18 protein-coding genes are annotated in these 16,395 nt (G+C 71.9%); 7 read left to right on the top strand and 11 right to left on the bottom strand.

The window, feature by feature from the left end:
• Together G3I40_RS16890 and G3I40_RS16885 are read right to left on the bottom strand one after the other, a co-directional pair.
• A partial coding sequence (locus G3I40_RS16890) for a hypothetical protein (RefSeq protein ID WP_164302975.1) occupies positions 1 to 278 on the bottom strand: 278 nt, incomplete at its 3' end.
• A gap of 11 nt (positions 279 to 289) precedes the next feature.
• Positions 290 to 736: a MarR family transcriptional regulator gene (locus G3I40_RS16885; protein ID WP_164302974.1), complete on the bottom strand. Its 447-nt coding sequence runs from the start codon at positions 734 to 736 to the stop codon at positions 290 to 292.
• 111 nt (positions 737 to 847) lie between these two features.
• Between G3I40_RS16885 and G3I40_RS16880 the strand changes: the two genes are divergently transcribed.
• From G3I40_RS16880 to G3I40_RS16865, 4 genes are all read left to right on the top strand, one after another.
• A complete protein-coding gene (locus tag G3I40_RS16880; protein WP_164302973.1) occupies positions 848 to 1,879 on the top strand; it encodes an NADP-dependent oxidoreductase in 1,032 nt (343 codons plus the stop codon).
• A gap of 78 nt (positions 1,880 to 1,957) precedes the next feature.
• On the top strand, positions 1,958 to 2,380 hold the full coding sequence (locus G3I40_RS16875; protein WP_164302972.1) for an organic hydroperoxide resistance protein: 423 nt from the start codon (positions 1,958 to 1,960) through the stop codon (positions 2,378 to 2,380).
• Between the two features lie 39 nt (positions 2,381 to 2,419).
• On the top strand, positions 2,420 to 3,259 hold the full coding sequence (locus tag G3I40_RS16870; protein WP_239091777.1) for an EI24 domain-containing protein: 840 nt from the start codon (positions 2,420 to 2,422) through the stop codon (positions 3,257 to 3,259).
• Positions 3,256 to 3,588, top strand: a complete 333-nt coding sequence (locus G3I40_RS16865; RefSeq protein ID WP_164302971.1) for a YrdB family protein — start codon at positions 3,256 to 3,258, stop codon at positions 3,586 to 3,588. The genes G3I40_RS16870 and G3I40_RS16865 overlap by 4 nt, the downstream gene beginning before the upstream one ends.
• On the opposite strand, the gene G3I40_RS16860 is transcribed toward G3I40_RS16865, so the two are convergent.
• Positions 3,569 to 4,168: a TetR/AcrR family transcriptional regulator gene (locus tag G3I40_RS16860; RefSeq protein WP_164302970.1), complete on the bottom strand. Its 600-nt coding sequence runs from the start codon at positions 4,166 to 4,168 to the stop codon at positions 3,569 to 3,571. The genes G3I40_RS16865 and G3I40_RS16860 overlap by 20 nt on opposite strands.
• A 111-nt stretch (positions 4,169 to 4,279) precedes the next feature.
• Here G3I40_RS16860 and G3I40_RS16855 point away from each other — a divergent pair, with 111 nt between their 5' ends.
• Positions 4,280 to 6,721 (top strand): glycoside hydrolase family 3 C-terminal domain-containing protein, encoded by a 2,442-nt coding sequence (locus G3I40_RS16855; RefSeq protein WP_164302969.1) that lies wholly within the window; start codon positions 4,280 to 4,282, stop codon positions 6,719 to 6,721.
• A gap of 64 nt (positions 6,722 to 6,785) precedes the next feature.
• On the opposite strand, the gene G3I40_RS16850 is transcribed toward G3I40_RS16855, so the two are convergent.
• Complete coding sequence (locus G3I40_RS16850; RefSeq protein ID WP_164302968.1) at positions 6,786 to 7,781, bottom strand: aldose epimerase family protein; 996 nt, start codon at positions 7,779 to 7,781, stop codon at positions 6,786 to 6,788.
• 31 nt (positions 7,782 to 7,812) lie between these two features.
• Positions 7,813 to 8,745, bottom strand: coding sequence for an SGNH/GDSL hydrolase family protein (locus tag G3I40_RS16845; RefSeq protein WP_164302967.1), 933 nt, complete (start codon positions 8,743 to 8,745; stop codon positions 7,813 to 7,815).
• Between the two features lie 342 nt (positions 8,746 to 9,087).
• On the opposite strand from G3I40_RS16845, the gene G3I40_RS16840 reads away from it, so the two are divergent.
• Positions 9,088 to 9,582 carry a DUF3145 domain-containing protein gene (locus tag G3I40_RS16840; protein ID WP_164302966.1) on the top strand — a complete coding sequence of 165 codons (495 nt, stop codon included), beginning with the start codon at positions 9,088 to 9,090 and terminating at the stop codon, positions 9,580 to 9,582.
• A gap of 213 nt (positions 9,583 to 9,795) precedes the next feature.
• Here the strand turns inward: G3I40_RS16840 and G3I40_RS16835 are convergent, their stop codons facing one another.
• The 5 genes from G3I40_RS16835 to fasR form a co-directional block, all read right to left on the bottom strand.
• Complete coding sequence (locus G3I40_RS16835; protein ID WP_164302965.1) at positions 9,796 to 11,067, bottom strand: beta-ketoacyl-[acyl-carrier-protein] synthase family protein; 1,272 nt, start codon at positions 11,065 to 11,067, stop codon at positions 9,796 to 9,798.
• 88 nt (positions 11,068 to 11,155) lie between these two features.
• Positions 11,156 to 11,404 carry an acyl carrier protein gene (locus G3I40_RS16830; protein WP_103834200.1) on the bottom strand — a complete coding sequence of 83 codons (249 nt, stop codon included), beginning with the start codon at positions 11,402 to 11,404 and terminating at the stop codon, positions 11,156 to 11,158.
• A 96-nt stretch (positions 11,405 to 11,500) separates the two neighbouring features.
• Complete coding sequence (locus G3I40_RS16825; protein ID WP_164302964.1) at positions 11,501 to 12,532, bottom strand: ketoacyl-ACP synthase III; 1,032 nt, start codon at positions 12,530 to 12,532, stop codon at positions 11,501 to 11,503.
• Between the two features lie 18 nt (positions 12,533 to 12,550).
• Positions 12,551 to 13,474 (bottom strand): ACP S-malonyltransferase, encoded by a 924-nt coding sequence (locus G3I40_RS16820; RefSeq protein WP_164302963.1) that lies wholly within the window; start codon positions 13,472 to 13,474, stop codon positions 12,551 to 12,553.
• Positions 13,475 to 13,563: 89 nt separating this feature from the next.
• Complete coding sequence (fasR, locus tag G3I40_RS16815; RefSeq protein WP_164302978.1) at positions 13,564 to 14,736, bottom strand: fatty acid biosynthesis transcriptional regulator FasR; 1,173 nt, start codon at positions 14,734 to 14,736, stop codon at positions 13,564 to 13,566.
• A 145-nt stretch (positions 14,737 to 14,881) separates the two neighbouring features.
• Between fasR and G3I40_RS16810 the strand changes: the two genes are divergently transcribed.
• Positions 14,882 to 15,547, top strand: coding sequence for a pirin family protein (locus G3I40_RS16810; RefSeq protein WP_164302962.1), 666 nt, complete (start codon positions 14,882 to 14,884; stop codon positions 15,545 to 15,547).
• A 33-nt stretch (positions 15,548 to 15,580) separates the two neighbouring features.
• Here the strand turns inward: G3I40_RS16810 and G3I40_RS16805 are convergent, their stop codons facing one another.
• Positions 15,581 to 16,390, bottom strand: coding sequence for a serine hydrolase domain-containing protein (locus G3I40_RS16805; protein WP_164302961.1), 810 nt, complete (start codon positions 16,388 to 16,390; stop codon positions 15,581 to 15,583).
• Positions 16,391 to 16,395: the final 5 nt, after the last annotated feature.

Raw genomic sequence — 16,395 nt, 5'->3', positions numbered from 1 at the left:
CCGTCCTCCGGTGCGCCCGCGCCGAGCCTCTCCTCGCCGCCCAGTGCCTCCGCGTCGCCCTCGGCGTCCCCGACGGCGCGGCACCGCGCGCAGCCGTCGCAGGGCGCGGGTACCGGCTCGGCCGCCCCAGTGAACTCGCGCTCTTCCAGGGCCGGTTCACCCCAAGGCTCCCCGTCGACGTCCAGCCCGGCCGGCACGACCCCGCGCCCGACGTCCTCCGCCCCGACCGCGTCCCCTTCCCCGTCGGAGACGTGCGACCGCTTCCTGTGGTGGTGCACCTAGGCCGGTCTCAGGCGGCCCCGTCCACCCCGACCATCCGCCGCAGCATGTCCCGCAGCGCGAGACGCTCGTCCCGGGAGAGGCCGGCCAGCGGTTCGCGCGCGAAGTCCAGGGACTCCCGCAGGCTGCGCGCCACCCGCGCGCCCTCCGTCGTGAGCGCCGCCACCTTCACGCGCCGGTCGCCGGGGGAGGGCCGGCGCTCCACGAGGGCCCGCGCCTCCAGGCGGTCCACGATCCCCGTGATGTTCGACGGCTCGCACTTCAGTCGCTGCGCGACCTGCCGCATCGGCAGCGGGTCCAGCGCCAGCAGGCTCAGCACCCGCGCCTGCGCGCCGGTCAGACCGTGCCGCGCGGCCGCTTCCTCGTACTCCTGGTAGTAGCGCGCGACGACGTCCCCGATCAGCTCGACCACTTCGAGCGTGAGCGGGTCCGTACGGCGGGGACGGGTGGCGGTCATGGCGTCCAGCGTACCCAGTTACTTGACATCGTGAAATATTCAGGAGCATGGTTGTTTCACGTACTGAAATACTTTTCCCTGTCGTGACCCCGTGAGGTAAGGACCCAGCGCATGCCCGCCGACACCCCCCAGATCCCCGCCACCGGCCGCGAGTGGGCCCTGATCAGCCGCCCCGTCGGCTGGCCCGTGCCCGAGGACTTCGCGCTGCGCGAGGCCCCGGTGGCCGCGCCCGGCCCCGGCCAGGTCCTGGTCAAGAACCTCTATGTGTCGGTCGACCCGTACATGCGCGGCCGGATGAGCGCCGCGAAGTCCTACGTCGCGCCGTACGAGCTGGGCAAGGCCATGCAGGGCGGCGCGGTCGGCGTCGTCATCGCCTCGAACGACGAGGGCGTCGCGGTCGGCGACCACGTCCTGCACTTCTTCGGCTGGCGCGAGTTCGCGACGTTCGACGCCAAGCAGGCCGTGAAGGTCGACCCCGAGGCCGCGCCCCTGTCGACGTACCTCGGCGTGCTCGGCATGACCGGCCTCACCGCGTACGCGGGCCTGCTGCGCACGCTCTCCTTCAAGGAGGGCGACAGCGTCTTCGTGTCCGGCGCCGCGGGCGCGGTCGGCGGCCAGGTCGGCCAGATCGCCAAGCTGAAGGGCGCCTCGCGGGTCATCGGCTCGGCCGGTTCGGACGAGAAGGTCAAGCTCCTCATCGAGGAGTACGGCTTCGACGCGGCCTTCAACTACAAGACGGGCGACGTCCACACGCAGCTGAAGGAGGCGGCCCCCGGCGGCATCGACGTCTACTTCGACAACGTCGGCGGCGACCACCTGGAGGCCGCCATCGCCCGCCTGAACCGCGACGGCCGCATCGCCATCTGCGGCGCCATCTCCGTCTACAACAACACGGAGCCGGCCCCCGGCCCGCGCAACCTCTCCCGCCTGATCCAGACCCGCGGCCGCATCGAGGGCTTCCTCGTCGGCGACCACTACGACCTGCAGCCGCAGTTCGTGCAGGAGGTCGGCGCCTGGGTCCGCTCCGGCGAGCTCAAGTACCGCGAGACGGTCGTCGAGGGCATCGAGAACAACCTGGAGGCCTTCCTGGGCCAACTGCGCGGCGACAACACCGGAAAGATGGTCGTGAAGCTGGGCCAGTGACCCCGGTCACACCCCGTGGTTCCATGATTCGGTAACCTGATTCCGCCCACCGAAATCAAGCGTATGAGGGAGCCGGTCATGGCCATCACGCAGTCCGACGTCGTCTACACCGCCGTAGCCACCGCCGAGAACGGCCGCGACGGTCGCGTCTCCACCGACGACGGCAAGCTCGACGTCGTCGTCAACCCGCCCAAGGAGCAGGGCGGTTCGGGCGCGGGCACCAACCCCGAGCAGCTCTTCGCGGCCGGCTACAGCGCCTGCTTCCAGGGCGCCCTGGCCGTCGTCGCCCGCCAGGAGGGCGCCGACATCACCGGTTCGACCGTCACCGCGAAGGTCGGCATCGGCAAGAACGACGACGGCTTCGGCCTCATCGTCGAGATCTCGGCGAACATCCCGAGCGCCGACGCGGCCACCGCCCAGGCCCTGATCGAGAAGGCCCACCAGGTCTGCCCGTACTCCAAGGCGACCCGCGGCAACATCACGGTCACGCTCTCCGTCTGACCGTCGGACGCCGTCGGCCCGTCCCGTAAGGTTTGCGCCATGCGTGATCTCGGGGCGGGCTTCGGCTATCTGATGAAGGGGCAGCGCTGGGTTGCCCGGCACGGCAAGCGGTACGGCTGGAGCCTGCTGCCCGGACTCATCACCCTCGTCCTGTACGTGGCCGCCCTGGTCTGTCTCGCCCTGTGGGGCAGCGACTTCATCACCTGGGCGACCCCGTTCGCCGACGACTGGACCTCCCCGTGGGCCGGCCTGTTCCGCGGATTCCTGACGGTCGTGCTGTTCGCCCTGGCCCTGCTGCTCGCGGTCCTCACCTTCACCGCCGTGACCCTCCTGATCGGTCAGCCCTTCTACGAGTCGCTGTCCGAGGAGGTCGACCGGGCGGAGGGCGGGGACGCCCCCGAGTCGGGCCTGCCCCTGTGGCGCGAGCTGTGGATCTCGGCCCGCGACAGCCTGCGGGTACTGGTCCGGGCCGGTCTGTGGGGCATCCTCCTGTTCGCGCTCGGCTTCGTGCCCTTCGTCGGCCAGACGGTCGTCCCGGTCCTCGGCTTCTTCGTCACGGGCTTCTTCCTGACGGAGGAGCTCACGGCGGTGGCGCTGCAGCGCCGCGGCGTCCAACTCCGCGACCGGCTGGCCCTGTTGAGGACCCGCAAGGGCCTGGCCTGGGGCTTCGGCGCACCGCTGGCGGTGTCCTTCCTCGTGCCGTTCGTCGCGGTGTTCCTGATGCCGGGGGCGGTGGCGGGGGCGACGCTCATGGTGCGCGACCTGGAGGAGAACGCGCCGCCGGGGGCGCGGGGGACGACCCGAGCCACCACGAACGACCCGCGCCCGGCGCCGCACGCCGACGGAGCGGACGAGACGTCACGAGGACTGACCGCATGAAGACAGCGAACATGGGCGTCCTGTTCCTCGTGGAGCTCGCCGCCCTCGCGGCCGTCGGCTCCTACGGCTTCACCCGCGACGTATCCGCCCCGCTGGCCTGGCTCCTCGGCCTCGCCGGGCTCGCGGTCATGATCACGACCTGGGGCCTCTTCGGCTCCCCGAAGGCCCGCTGGAAGACCCGCGGAGCGACCCGCGTCGGCTTCGAACTCGTCTGGTTCGGCGCGGGAGTCGTGGCCCTGGCGCTCTCCGGCGCGTACGTCTGGGCGGTCGTCCTCGCCCTGGTGTGCGCGGTGAGCAAGGCGCTGGCCGTCAGCTGGGACCAGTACTAGCCCGGCCGGCGAGCAGGTCGAGGAAGTCCCGGAACGCGCCGGGCATGTCCACGGCCTGCGGGTCCAGCAGCCACTGGAACTGCAGCCCGTCCATCACCGCGACCAGCAGCGGCGCGGCCCGCTCCGGCGTGAGCCCGCCCGGCAGCCGCTCCCCGTACTCGGCGCGCAGCACCTCCGTCATCGACGCCCGCACCCCGGCGTAGCGCCGCGTGAAGAACTCCCGCGCCGGATGCTCCTCGGTGACCGACTCCCCGAGCAGCGCCGAGAAGGTCTGCACGATCCCGGGCCGCATCGCGTTGTACTCCACCAGTGAGCCGAGCAGGTCGAGCCGCCACTGGCTGTTCGGCACCGCGTCCCACTGGTCCCGCTCCTCCAGGACCGCGACGAGCAGCGCCTCCTTGGTCGGGAAGTGGTGCAGCAGCCCCTGCTGGGTGAGCCCCACGCGCTCGGCGACCGCCGCCAGACTCGCGCCCCGGTAGCCGCGCTCGGCGATCACCTCGAGCGCGGCGCGCAGGATCTCGGCCCGGCGTTCCTCGCTCCTGGCGCTTCTGGTGCTGCTCATGCCGTCACCGTACGACATCACGGGGGCGCCCCCGGCCAGCTTTTATAACGGCAAAATAACGAAACCTACCACTCTACAGGTAACGGGTGCAGGATGGAGGAGCTCAGACTTCGACGAGGAGGTGCCGGCATGGCGAACCAGGTGGGCGACGAGAAGGCGCAGGCGCGGGAGGCGGTGGTCGAGGCCGCGCTCGGCAAGCTCGACCTCGACACCAAGGCGCGGCTGCTGGCCGGCCAGGACATGTGGTCGCTGCCCGCGATCCCCGAGATCGGCCTGGCGTCGCTGGTCATGTCCGACGGCCCGATCGGTGTGCGCGGCGTGCGCTGGACCGCCGACGACCCCTCGATCGCCCTGCCGTCCCCGACCGCCCTGGCCGCGACCTGGGACCCCTCGCTCGCCCGCAGGGCCGGCGCGCTGCTCGCCCAGGAGGCCCGCCGCAAGGGCGTCCACGTCCTGCTCGCGCCGACCGTGAACCTGCACCGGTCCCCGCTCGGCGGCCGCCACTTCGAGGCGTACAGCGAGGACCCGTACCTGACCGGCGCCATCGGCACCGGCTACGTCCAGGGCGTCCAGTCCGGCGGCGTCGGCACCACGGTCAAGCACTTCGTCGCCAACGACGCGGAGACCGACCGCTTCACCGTCGACAACATCGTCTCCCCACGCGCCCTGCGCGAGCTGTACCTGGCCCCCTTCGAAGCGATCGTCGCCAACGCCCACCCGTGGGGCATCATGACCGCCTACAACCAGGTCAACGGCACGACGATGACCGAGCACCGCTACCTCGTGAACGAGGTCCTGCGCGGCGAATGGGGCTTCGACGGCTTCAACGTCTCCGACTGGATGGCCGCCCGCTCGACCGTCGGCGACATCAAGGGCGGCATGGACGTCGCGATGCCCGGACCGCAGACCGTCTACGGTCCGGCGCTCGCCGCCGCCGTCCGCGCCGGCGACGTCGAGGAGTCCGAGGTCGACGACGCCGTGCGCAACGTGCTGCGCCTCGCCGCCCGCGTCGGCGTCCTCGAAGGCGCCGAGCCAGCCGTCCCCGAGGCCCCGGCCGGGATCGACGGCGAGGCCCTGGCCCGCGAGGTCGCCCGCCGCGCCTTCGTCCTCGTGCGCAACTCCGGTGTGCTGCCACTGCGTCCGGACGCCCGGATCGCCCTCATCGGCGCGGCCGCCCGCGACGCCCGCGTCCTCGGCGGCGGCTCCGCCACCGTCTTCCCCGCCCGCATCGTCTCCCCGCTCGACGGCCTGGGCGCCGCTCTTCCTGACGGCTCGCTCACCTACTGCGTCGGCGCCGACCCGAGCGAGGAACTCGCCCCCGCCGACAAGGGGTTCGTGCTGCGCGCCGTCTGCCGCGACGCCGACGGCACCGTCCTCGGCGAAGGCTCCCTGCCCAACGGCCAGGTCCAGTGGCTGGGCGACGACCTGCCCGCCGGGGTCACCCACGAGGCCCTGCACAGCATCGAGGTCACCGGCACGTTCACCCCGCGCGAGAGCGGCGACCACGCCTTCGGCACCCGCGGCCTCGGCGCCTACAAGCTCACCGTCGACGGCACCGTCCTCTACGACGGCGTCCAGCCGATGGGCGACGAGGCCGACCCCTTCGAGGCGTTCTTCGGCGCCCCGGTGGAGCGCGGCAAGGTGCACCTGGACGCGGGCAAGCCCGTCGAGGTCTCCCTGCTCCACCCGCTGGACAAGTCCCTCGCCATGCCGCTGCCCGCCATCATGTTCACCTTCACGCACCTCGGCCCGCGCCGCGGTGCGGACGAGCTGATCGCCGAGGCCGTCGAGGCCGCGCGCGGCGCCGAGGTCGCGGTCGTCGTGGTCGCCACCACGGAGCGCGTCGAGTCCGAGGGCTTCGACCGCGTCGACCTCCAACTGCCGGGCCGCCAGGACGACTTGGTGCGCGCCGTCGCCGCCGCCAACCCGAACACCGTGGTGGTCGTCAACTCCGGCTCCCCGGTGGAACTCCCGTGGCGTGACGACGTCGCGGCCGTGCTGCTCAGCTGGTTCCCCGGCCAGGAAGGCGGCGACGCGCTCGCCGACGTCCTGCTCGGGGCCGAGGAGCCGGGCGGCCGACTGCCCACCACCTGGGGCGCGTTCGCCTCCGCACCGGTCACGCGGACCACCCCGACGGACGGCGAACTCGCCTACAGCGAGGGCGTGTTCATCGGCTACCGCGCCTGGGACAGGGCCGGCGCCACCCCCGCGTACCCGTTCGGCCACGGCCTCGGCTACACCGACTGGACGTACGAGTCGCTCGACGTGAGCGGCACGACCGCGACGGTCCGGGTCCGCAACACCGGCGCCCGCCCCGGCCGCGAGACCGTCCAGCTGTACCTGGCCCCGGGCGAGCCCGACCCGGCCCGCCCGGCCCGCTGGCTGGCCGGCTTCACCAGCGTCTTCGCCGCCCCCGGCGAGGCGGTCGAGGCCGTCGTCGAACTCCCGCGCCGCGCCTTCGAGATCTGGGACGAGAGCGCGGGCGCATGGGCGCACCAGGCGGGTCCCTACGAACTGACCGCCGGGCGCTCGCTCACCGACGGGCGCGTCAGCGAGACGCTCATCGCCTGACGGCCCCCCCTGCTCAGGGGCGGCGGCACCTGACCCCGCCGCCCCTGTGAGCCGCCGCGCGCGCTCAGCCGCGCACCCCGAACCCGTACACCGTCTGCGACCGGTAGACCTCGCCCGGCCGCAGCACGGTGGACGGGAAGTCGGGCCGGTTCGGCGAATCGGGGAAGTGCTGCGTCTCCAGGGCGATCCCGTCGCCCGGCGCGAACGGCAGCGTCTCGTCGAAGTGGTCGGACGTGTAGAACTGCAGCCCCGGTTCGGTCGTGGCCACGCTCAGCACCCGCCCCGACCCGGGATGGTGCAACTCGGCGACGCCCACGGCCCGGTCCGTGACGCCCTTGTCGAGCACGTAGTTGTGGTCGTACCCGGCCCCCGCCTTCCGGCTCTGCCGGAAGTCGAACCGCGTCCCGGCGACCTCCGCCGCCGCACCCGTCGGGATCAACTCGTCGTCCACCACGGTCACCCGGCCGGCGTCGATGCGCACCGTGTGACTGCCCGTCGCGTTCCCGGAGCCGGGCCCGCCCAGATTCCAGTAGCTGTGATTGGTGAGGTTCACGAGCGTCGGGGCGTCGGTCGTCGCCTCGTACGAGATCCGCAGCGCCCCGCCCTCCTCCAGCGCGTACGTCGCCGAGACCTCCAGCCGCCCGGGGTAGCCCTCCTCGCCGTGCGGGGAGACGCGGCGAAGACGCACCGCGTGCTCGCCGACCGCCTCGGCGTCCCACACGCGCTTGTCGAAACCGCGCTCACCGCCGTGCAGCGCGTTGCGGCCGTTGTTCTGCGCGAGGTGGTAGATCCGCTCGTCGAGCGGGAACCGGCCGCCCGCGATCCGGTTCGCGTACCGCCCGACCAGGGCGCCCAAGTAGGGCTCCGGACGGGCCAGATACCCGGCCAGATCGTCGAACCCGAGCACGAGCCCGCCCGCGGCCCCGTCCCGGTCGGGCGCCTCGACCGACTGCAGGATGCCCCCGTAGGTCAGGACCCGTACGCGCACCCCGTCCCGCTCCAGGGTCCAGCGGTGGACGTCGGTGCCGTCGGACAGGGCGTCGAAGAGTTCACTGCGCATGATCGAGACCCTACGCCCGCCCCAGGCCCCGTCAGGCGCCCGGTTCCTTCGCGGTCACCCCGCGATACGCCAGCGTCGCCAGCCGCGCCTGCCCGCCCTTGCTGGGGTGGAACCAGTCCCAGTGGCTCAACTCGCCCTCCCCGAACCGGTAGGCGAAGACCGCCCCGTCGTCGTACCGGCACCGCTTGTCCTTCGCGCACACGTCCTTCAGCACGGCGTTGTACGCCTCGACGCGCCGCTGCACCGTGTCGCGCCGCTCGGTGGCCGCCAGGTCGGTGGCGTCCGGATCGGCCAGCATCGAGGAGCAGATCCCCAGCTTCCACACCTGCTTGCCCAGCGGATTGCCGCGCCCCGCGGACCACAGGCGCTTCAGATCCGGCACGCTCATCACGTACACCTGCGTCGTGGGCGCCTCGCCGCGCAACTGCCGCAGCGCCTCCTCGAAGTCGGCCCGGAAGCCGGCCACGGACGTCATCGCGTCGGTCGTCGACCGGCAGGCGTCGTTCGCGCCGGCCATGACCGTCACCAGTTCGGGGCGCACGGCCGCGGCCCGCTCCATCTGGCCCGGCAGATCGGCCATCCGCGCTCCGGTCTGCGCGTAGTTCCAACTGTGCGTCCTGGCGCGGCCCTTGCCGAGCAGTCGCACGGCCAGGCTCTTTACCTGGGCGTCGGTGCCGGTCGCCCAGGACACCTCGGGGCAGTCCGACAGCACGCTGCAGGCGTCGAATCCCCGCGTGATCGAGTCACCCACCGCGGCAACCGACCGCGGACTCGTGTCCCACGTCGGAGTGGGCTTCGGCGACGGCTTCGCGGCGGCCGTGGAGCCCTGGGGGCCGGGGGAGTTGTCACCGGAGGCGTCACACGCGGTGAGCGCCGTGAGTCCGAGCACGGTCGCGGCCACGGTGGCCACCGTCGCCCGGACCGCGCCGCGCGGGGCGGCTGACCGGTGCCTTCGCTTCCGCATCCCGTCGTCCCTTCCGTCACCCGCTGTCGCCTTTTCGCACCCGTACCGACCAGGCTGACGCCGTACGTGGGGCCGGGGTTGCGCCCCGCCGGGTGAAAGGTCGGCGTTTGTACGCCCCGGGACCGACAGTACGTCACACTCCTTGCACCGCTGCGCGATAGCCTCGCCCCGGGGTCCCCGGTCGACCCAGTGAGACCCCGCTGTACCGGTTCCGCTAAATTACAACACGTCAGATGTGTCCCTTTTTGTCTGGAGCTTGTCGGTCCGGGCAGAGGGAAGAAGGCTCGGCACGGGCGCGAGGCCGCTGGGGAAGGCGAACCTCGACCCACACTGGAGGTCCCGGTGACGACACGTGGAGTTCTGTACGTGCACTCCGCACCGCGCGCGCTGTGCCCGCACGTCGAATGGGCGGTCGCGGGCGTACTCGGCGCGCGCGTCAGCCTCGACTGGATCCGGCAGCCCGCGGCGCCGGGTACCTGGAGATCGGAGTTCTCCTGGCGGGGTGAGGGGGGCACCGCGGCCCAGCTGGCCTCCGCGCTGCGCGGCTGGCAGCTGCTGCGCTTCGAGGTGACGGCGGAACCCTGCGCGGCAGCGGAGGGCGAGCGCTACAGCGCCACCCCCGAACTCGGCATCTTCCACGCCGTCACCGGCATCCACGGCGACATCCTCATCCCCGAGGACCGTCTGCGCGCCGCTCTGGCCCGCTCCAAGGGCGGCGAGACGGACCTGGAGTCCGAGCTGGCCAAGCTCCTCGGCAAGCCCTGGGACGACGAACTGGAGCCCTTCCGCTACGCGGGCGAGGGCGCGCCCGTGCGCTGGCTCCACCAAGTGGTGTAACAGCCCCGAGCAGGTGGTGCCGCGGCCCCGAGCAGGTGGTGTCGCGGCCCCGAGCAGGGGGTGTAGCGGTCCTCGGGAGTCTTGAGAGGCTTCGAGAACCCCGCGAGCCGAGCATCAGAGGGCCCCGAGAGCCTCGTGAGCAACGGCGGGGGCCCGCCCCGGAAACCCGGGGCGGGCCCACTCTCGCGTACGACCGAACGGTCAGCCGAGCACTCAGACCGAACGGAACGCCAGCACCACGTTGTGGCCACCGAAGCCGAACGAGTCGTTCAGCGCGGCGATCCGGCCTTCGACGGGCAGCTTGCGCGCCTCGCCGCGGACGATGTCCGCGGCCGCCTCGGCCTCGGGGTCCAGGTTCTCCACGTTGATGGTCGGCGGAGCCACCCGGTGGTACAGCGCGAGCACCGACGCCACCGTCTCGACGCCACCGGCGCCACCGAGCAGGTGCCCGGTCATCGACTTCGTCGCGGAGACGGCGATGTGGTCGGTGTCGTCGCCGAACACCTTGCGCAGCGCCTTCAGCTCGGCCACGTCACCGGCCGGCGTCGACGTCGCGTGCGCGTTCACGTGCACGACCTCGGCCGGGTCCAGGTCCGTGTTGTTCAGCAGGTTCTGCAGGGCGGCCGCGATGCCGCGGCCCTCCGGCTCCGGCTGCACGATGTCGTGGCTGTCGGCGGAGATGCCCTGACCGACGGCCTCCGCGTAGACGCGGGCGCCACGCGCCGCGGCGTGCTCGGCCGACTCCAGGACGATGACACCCGCGCCCTCACCGAGGACGAAGCCGTCCCGGGCGGTGTCGTAGGGGCGCGAGGCACCCTGCGGGTCGTCGTTGTTCTTGGACATCGCCATCATGTTGCCGAACGCGGCGATGGGCAGCGGGTGGATGGCCGCCTCGGTGCCACCGCAGACGACGACGTCGGCGCGGCCGGTGCGGATCATCTCGATGGCGTAGCCGATGGCCTCGGCGCCGGAGGCGCAGGCGGAGACCGGCGTGTGCACACCGGCGCGGGCGCCCACGAGGAGACCCACGTTGGCGGACGGGCCGTTGGGCATCAGCATCGGCACGGTGTGCGGGGAGACGCGGCGGACGCCCTTCTCCTTCAGCACGTCGTACTGGTCGAGGAGTGTGGTCACGCCGCCGATGCCGGACGCGATGACGGCGCCCAGACGCTCGGGGTCGACGGCCGGGTCGTCGCCGGCCTTGTCGGTGAAACCGGCGTCGGCCCAGGCTTCCTTGGCGGCGATCAGCGCGAACTGCGCGGAGCGGTCCAGCTTGCGGGCCTGCGGGCGAGGGATGACCTCGCTCGGGTCCACGGCGGCCGGGGCCGCGATACGGACCGCCTGCTCGGCGGCCCACTCCTGTTCGAGGGGCTTGACACCGGAACGTCCGGCGATCAGACCCTCCCAGGTGGACGTCGCGTCGCCACCCAGCGGTGAGGTTGCGCCGATACCGGTGACGACCACGGTGCGATTGGTCGGGCTCACAGGAATTCTTTCTCCAACGGATGCGAGGGATTCAGCGGCGCCACCGCCGGGTGGCGGAGCGACTGACCTTGAGGTGCGAGCTTGTGGCTCAGGCCTGGTGGTCGAGGATGTACTTCGTGGCGTCGCCGACGGTCTTGAGGTTCTTGACGTCGTCGTCCGGGATCTTGACGTCGAAGCGCTCTTCGGCGGCGACGACGACCTCGACCATGGACAGCGAGTCGACGTCCAGGTCGTCGGTGAAGGACTTGTCCAGCTGGACGTCCTCGACCGGGATGCCGGCGATCTCGTTCACGATCTCGGCGAGACCGGCGACGATCTCTTCCTGAGTGGCGGCCATTGTGGCGCTCCTTCGGTGTGTATCCAGAGGGTGTGGCGCCCGCCGCGGAGCGGCAGGTGTTACAGCCGTACGGATCGGGTGATCCGTACGGGATGCCTAGGGGAGGGTAACGACCGTGGCGGCGTACACGAGACCTGCCCCGAAGCCGATGACGAGCGCGGTGTCGCCGCTCTTCGCCTCGCCGGTCGCCAGGAGCCGCTCCATCGCGAGCGGAATCGAGGCGGCCGACGTGTTGCCGGTGGTGCGCACGTCGCGGGCGACCGTGACGTGCTCCGGCAGTTTCAGAGTCTTCACCATCGAGTCGATGATCCGCTCGTTGGCCTGGTGGGGAATGAAGACATCCAGGTCGTCCGGGCTGATCCCGGCCGCGTCCAGCGCCTGCTGGGCGACCTTCGCCATCTCGAACACGGCCCAGCGGAACACCGCCTGGCCCTCCTGCGTGATCGCAGGGAACTTGACGTTGCCCTCGGAGTCCAGGGGCAACTGCGTCACGTCGCCGATGTGGAACTTGTCCCACGGCACGGTCTGCTTGATCGTCCCGGCCTTGTCGCCCTCGGAGCCCCACACGGTGGGGCCGATCGCGGGCTCGGTGGCCGGGCCGACGATGACGGCGCCGGCCCCGTCGCCGAACAGGAAGGCCGTCGCGCGGTCCTCCAGGTCGGTCAGGTCCGAGAGCCGCTCCACGCCGATGACCAGCACGTACTGGGCGCTGCCCTCGACGATCATGCCCTTGGCCAGCGTCAGGCCGTAGCCGAAGCCGGCGCAGCCCGCCGAGATGTCGAACGCGGCGGCCTTCTGCGTGCCCAGCTTGTCCGCGATCTCCGTCGCGATGGCCGGCGTCTGCGAGAAGTGCGAGACCGTCGACACGACGACGGCGCCGATCTGCTCGGCCCCGATCCCCGCGTCGGCGATGGCCTTGCCGGACGCCTCGATGGACATCATGGCGACGGTCTCTTCGTCATTGGCCCAGTGGCGGGTGGCGATGCCGGAGCGCGAACGGATCCACTCGTCGGACGAGTCGATCTTCTCGAGGATCACCTCGTTCGGCACGACGCGCGTCGGCCGGTACCCGCCGACGCCGAGGATGCGCGCGTACGGTGCACCCTTGCTGGGCTTGATCTTCGACATGCTGCTCGGATCTCCTTGTCAGGCCGTGGCTTCAGCGGACTCGGCGATCAGGGCGCGGGCAGCGTCGAGGTCGTCGGGGGTCTTCAGGGCGAGCGTCTTGACGCCAGGAAGGGCGCGCTTGGCGATGCCGGTGAGGGTGCCGCCCGGGCACACCTCGATCAGCGTGGTGACGCCGAGCTCCTGGAACGTCTCCATGCACAGGTCCCAGCGGACCGGGTTCGCCACCTGGCCGACGAGGCGGGAGATCACTTCGGCGCCGGTCGCGACGGACTTGCCGTCCTTGTTCGAGACGTACGTGACCGTGGGGTCGGCGGGGGCCAGGTCCTTCGCGGCCTCCTCCAGCGTCGCCACGGCGGGGGCCATGTGCCGGGTGTGGAACGCGCCGGCCACCTTCAGCGGCACCACGCGGCGCACGCCCTCGGGCTTGTCGTCGGCGAGCGCGGCCAGCTCCTCGAGCGTGCCGGCGGCGACGATCTGACCCGCCCCGTTCACGTTCGCCGGGGTCAGGCCGAGCTTCTCCAGGTGGGCGACGGTGACCTCGACGTCACCGCCGAGCAGCGCGGACATGCCGGTCTGCGTGATCTTCGCGGCCTCCGCCATGGCCAGACCGCGCGTGCGCACGAGCCGGAGAGCGGCGGCGTCGTCGAGCACGCCCGCGAACGCGGCCGCGGTGATCTCGCCGACGCTGTGCCCCGCCACCGCACCCGGCGTGATGTCGCCGAGCGCGGACGCCGACAGGAGCCCGGCCGCGACGAGGAGCGGCTGCGCCACGGCCGTGTCGCGGATCGCGTCCGCGTCGGCCTGCGTGCCGTAGTGGGCGAGGTCGAGTCCGATGGCGTCGGACCACGCGGCGATGCGGTCCGCGGCACCGGGGAGGTCGAGCCAGGGAGTCAGGAAGCCGGGCGTCTGGGCGCCTTGGCCGGGAGCGACGAGTACGAGCACTCTCACACTCTCTCTTGTGGACGGTGTGGGCCGCCCGTGGGGACAGGGACGAAGAACCGCAGGGGGAATTGTAGAGCCCCTACAAAAGCCTACGACTGGGGATCCCCGTCGGCCAGACGCCCCAGGATCAGCGCGATGCGCAGCGTGAACGCCGAGCGGACATCCGACGGCGACCAGCCGGTGACGTCGGTCACACGTCGCAGCCGGTAGCGGACGGTGTTCGGATGTACGAAGAGCATCCGGGCCGCGCCCTCCAAGCTGCTCGCCTGCTCCAGATAGACGCTGAGCGTCTCCAGGAGCGCCGAGCCGGCTTCCTCCAGCGGTCTGTAGATCTCCTCCACCAACTGCTCCCGCGCAGCCGGGTCGCCCGCGATCGCACGCTCCGGAAGTACGTCGTCCGCCAGGACCGGCCGCGGAGCGTCCTGCCAGGCCCCGCAGGCCTTGAGCCCGGCGGCCGCGGCCTGGGCGGACCGGGTGGCGGCCAGCAGGTCGGGCACGACGGGGCCGGCGACCACAGGACCGGCCGCGAACGGCCCGATCAGCGACTTGGCGACGGCCAGCGGATTGTCACTGCCGCCCGCGATGACGACCAGCCGGTCCCCGAGCACACCGGTCAGGACCTGCAGCTTGGCGTGGCGCGAGGCCCGCCGGATCGCCTCCACGGTCAGCTCGCTGTCGCCGTCGGGCGCGGTCCCGAGCACCACGCACACGTGCTCCGGCGAGTTCCAGCCGAGCGCCGCGGCCCGACTCACCGCGCCCTCGTCGGCCTCCCCGGACAGCACGGCGTTCACCACGAGGGACTCGAGGCGCGCGTCCCACGCGCCCCGCGCCTCGGCCGCCTGCGCGTACACCTGGGCGGTCGCGAACGCGATCTCCCGTGCGTACACGAGCAGCGCCTCCCGCAGCACGCTCTCGTCACCCGGCGCGGCCACCTCGTCGATGGCCGACTCCATGACCTCGATCGTCGTGCGCACCATCTCCACGGTCTGGCGCAGGGTGATCGCCCGGGTCAGCTCCCGGGGCGCGGTGCCGAAGACGTCCGTCGAGATGGCCTGCGGGGCGTCCGGGTGCCGGAACCACTCGGTGAACGCGGCGATACCGGCCTGCGCCACGAGCCCGATCCACGAACGGTTCTCCGGTGGCATCGCCCGGTACCAGGGCAGCGTCTCGTCCATGCGCGTGATGGCCTGCGCCGCGAGGGCCCCGGACGACTTCTCCAGGCGCTTCAGGGTCGCCGAGTGCGCAGGGGGGTCCGCGTGCAGGTTCGGGCGACGGTCCGCCGGTTCGTTCGCTGAGGGCTGCGCTGATTCCGATTGGGGCACGGGAACAAGACTGCCTTATCGGAAGGGACCGGCGGAGTGGAGGGTCCGAGGCGATCCCGGCGAACGGCCGGAAACGGCGGCTACCGTGTACGGCGTGATTGACGTACGTCGCTCAGGCGACCGCTACCCCGGAGGCGAACCCGGGGCCGGGATCACCTCCCGCCACGCGTTCTCCTTCGGTCCGCACTACGACCCGGACAACCTGCGCTTCGGCGCGATCCTCGCCTGCAACGAGGAACACCTCGCCCCTGGCGCCGGTTTCGACGAGCACCCCCACAGCCACACCGAGATCGTCACCTGGGTCATCACCGGTGAACTCACCCACCGCGACTCGGCCGGCCACGAGTCCGTCGTGCGCCCCGGTGACGTGCAGCGCCTCAGCTCCGGCGGCGGAGTCCGCCACGTCGAACGCAACGACGGCGCCGAGCCCCTCGCCTTCCTCCAGGTGTGGCTTGCCCCTCGAACTCCCGGCGGCGACCCTGCGTACGAGGTGGTCCACGGGATCGCCGACTCCACCCCGTACGACGTCCCCGCGGCGGGCGCCATGCTGCACGTACGGCGATTGGCGGCGGGCGAGCGCACCGGACTGCCGACCGCCCCGTACGTCTACGTCCACGTGGTGCACGGCGAGGTGCGGTGCCAGGACGCGCAGTGGGAGCAGGGGGACGCCGCCCGGATCACCGACGAGGCCGGGCTGGAGATGGTGGCGACCACACCGGCGCACGTGCTGATCTGGGAGATGACCGGCTGAATCCGGCCGCGGACCGGCCATCACGGCACCCGGTCAGACCTCCGCGAGGACCGCGTCGGTGAACGCCGGCCAGACCTCTGCCGCCCACGGCCCGAAGGCCCGGTCCGTCAGCGCCACGCACGCCACCCGGGCGTCCGGGTCCGCCCACAGGAACGTGCCGGACTGGCCGAAGTGCCCGAACGTCCGCGGTGACGAAGAACTCCCCGTCCAGTGCGGCGACTTGTGGTCCCGGATCTCGAACCCGAGTCCCCAGTCGTTCGGGTTCTGGTGCCCGTACCCCGGCAGTACCCCCTTCGTTCCCGGGTACTGCACCGTCATCGCCTCCGCCACGGTGCGCGGGTCGAGCAGCCGGGGTGCCTGCACCTCCGCGGCGAACCGCACCAGGTCGTCCACCGTCGACACCCCGTCCTTGGCGGGGGAGCCGTCCAGTGTGGTCGAGGTCATGCCGAGGGGCTCGAACACGGCCTGCCGCAGGTACTCGGCGAACGGCATGTCCGCCGCCTTCGCGATGTGGTCCCCGAGCACTTCGAAGCCCGCGTTCGAGTACAGCCGCCGCGTCCCCGGCTCCGACGTCGTCCGGTGCTCGTCGAAAGCGAGCCCGCTGGTGTGCGCCAGCAGGTGCCGCACCGTCGAACCCTCGGGGCCGGCGGGCTCGTCCAGTTCGATGGCCCCCTCCTCGTACGCGACGAGGGCCGCATAGGCGGCGAGCGGCTTGGTGACCGAGGCCAGCGGGAAACGATGGTCCGTGGGGCCGTGCGTGCCCGACACGGTGCCGTCCGCACGGACGACGGCTGCGGCGGCGGTCGGGACCGGCCAGTTCTCGATCAAGGCGAGGCTCTGCATGGGTA

Origin of the sequence: Streptomyces sp. SID14478, from assembly GCF_010548525.1 — a bacterium.
Classification (GTDB): Bacteria; Actinomycetota; Actinomycetes; order Streptomycetales; family Streptomycetaceae; genus Streptomyces.
The sequence above is the reverse complement of the archived record's forward strand: the minus strand, read 5'-3'. Positions and strand labels throughout refer to the sequence as shown.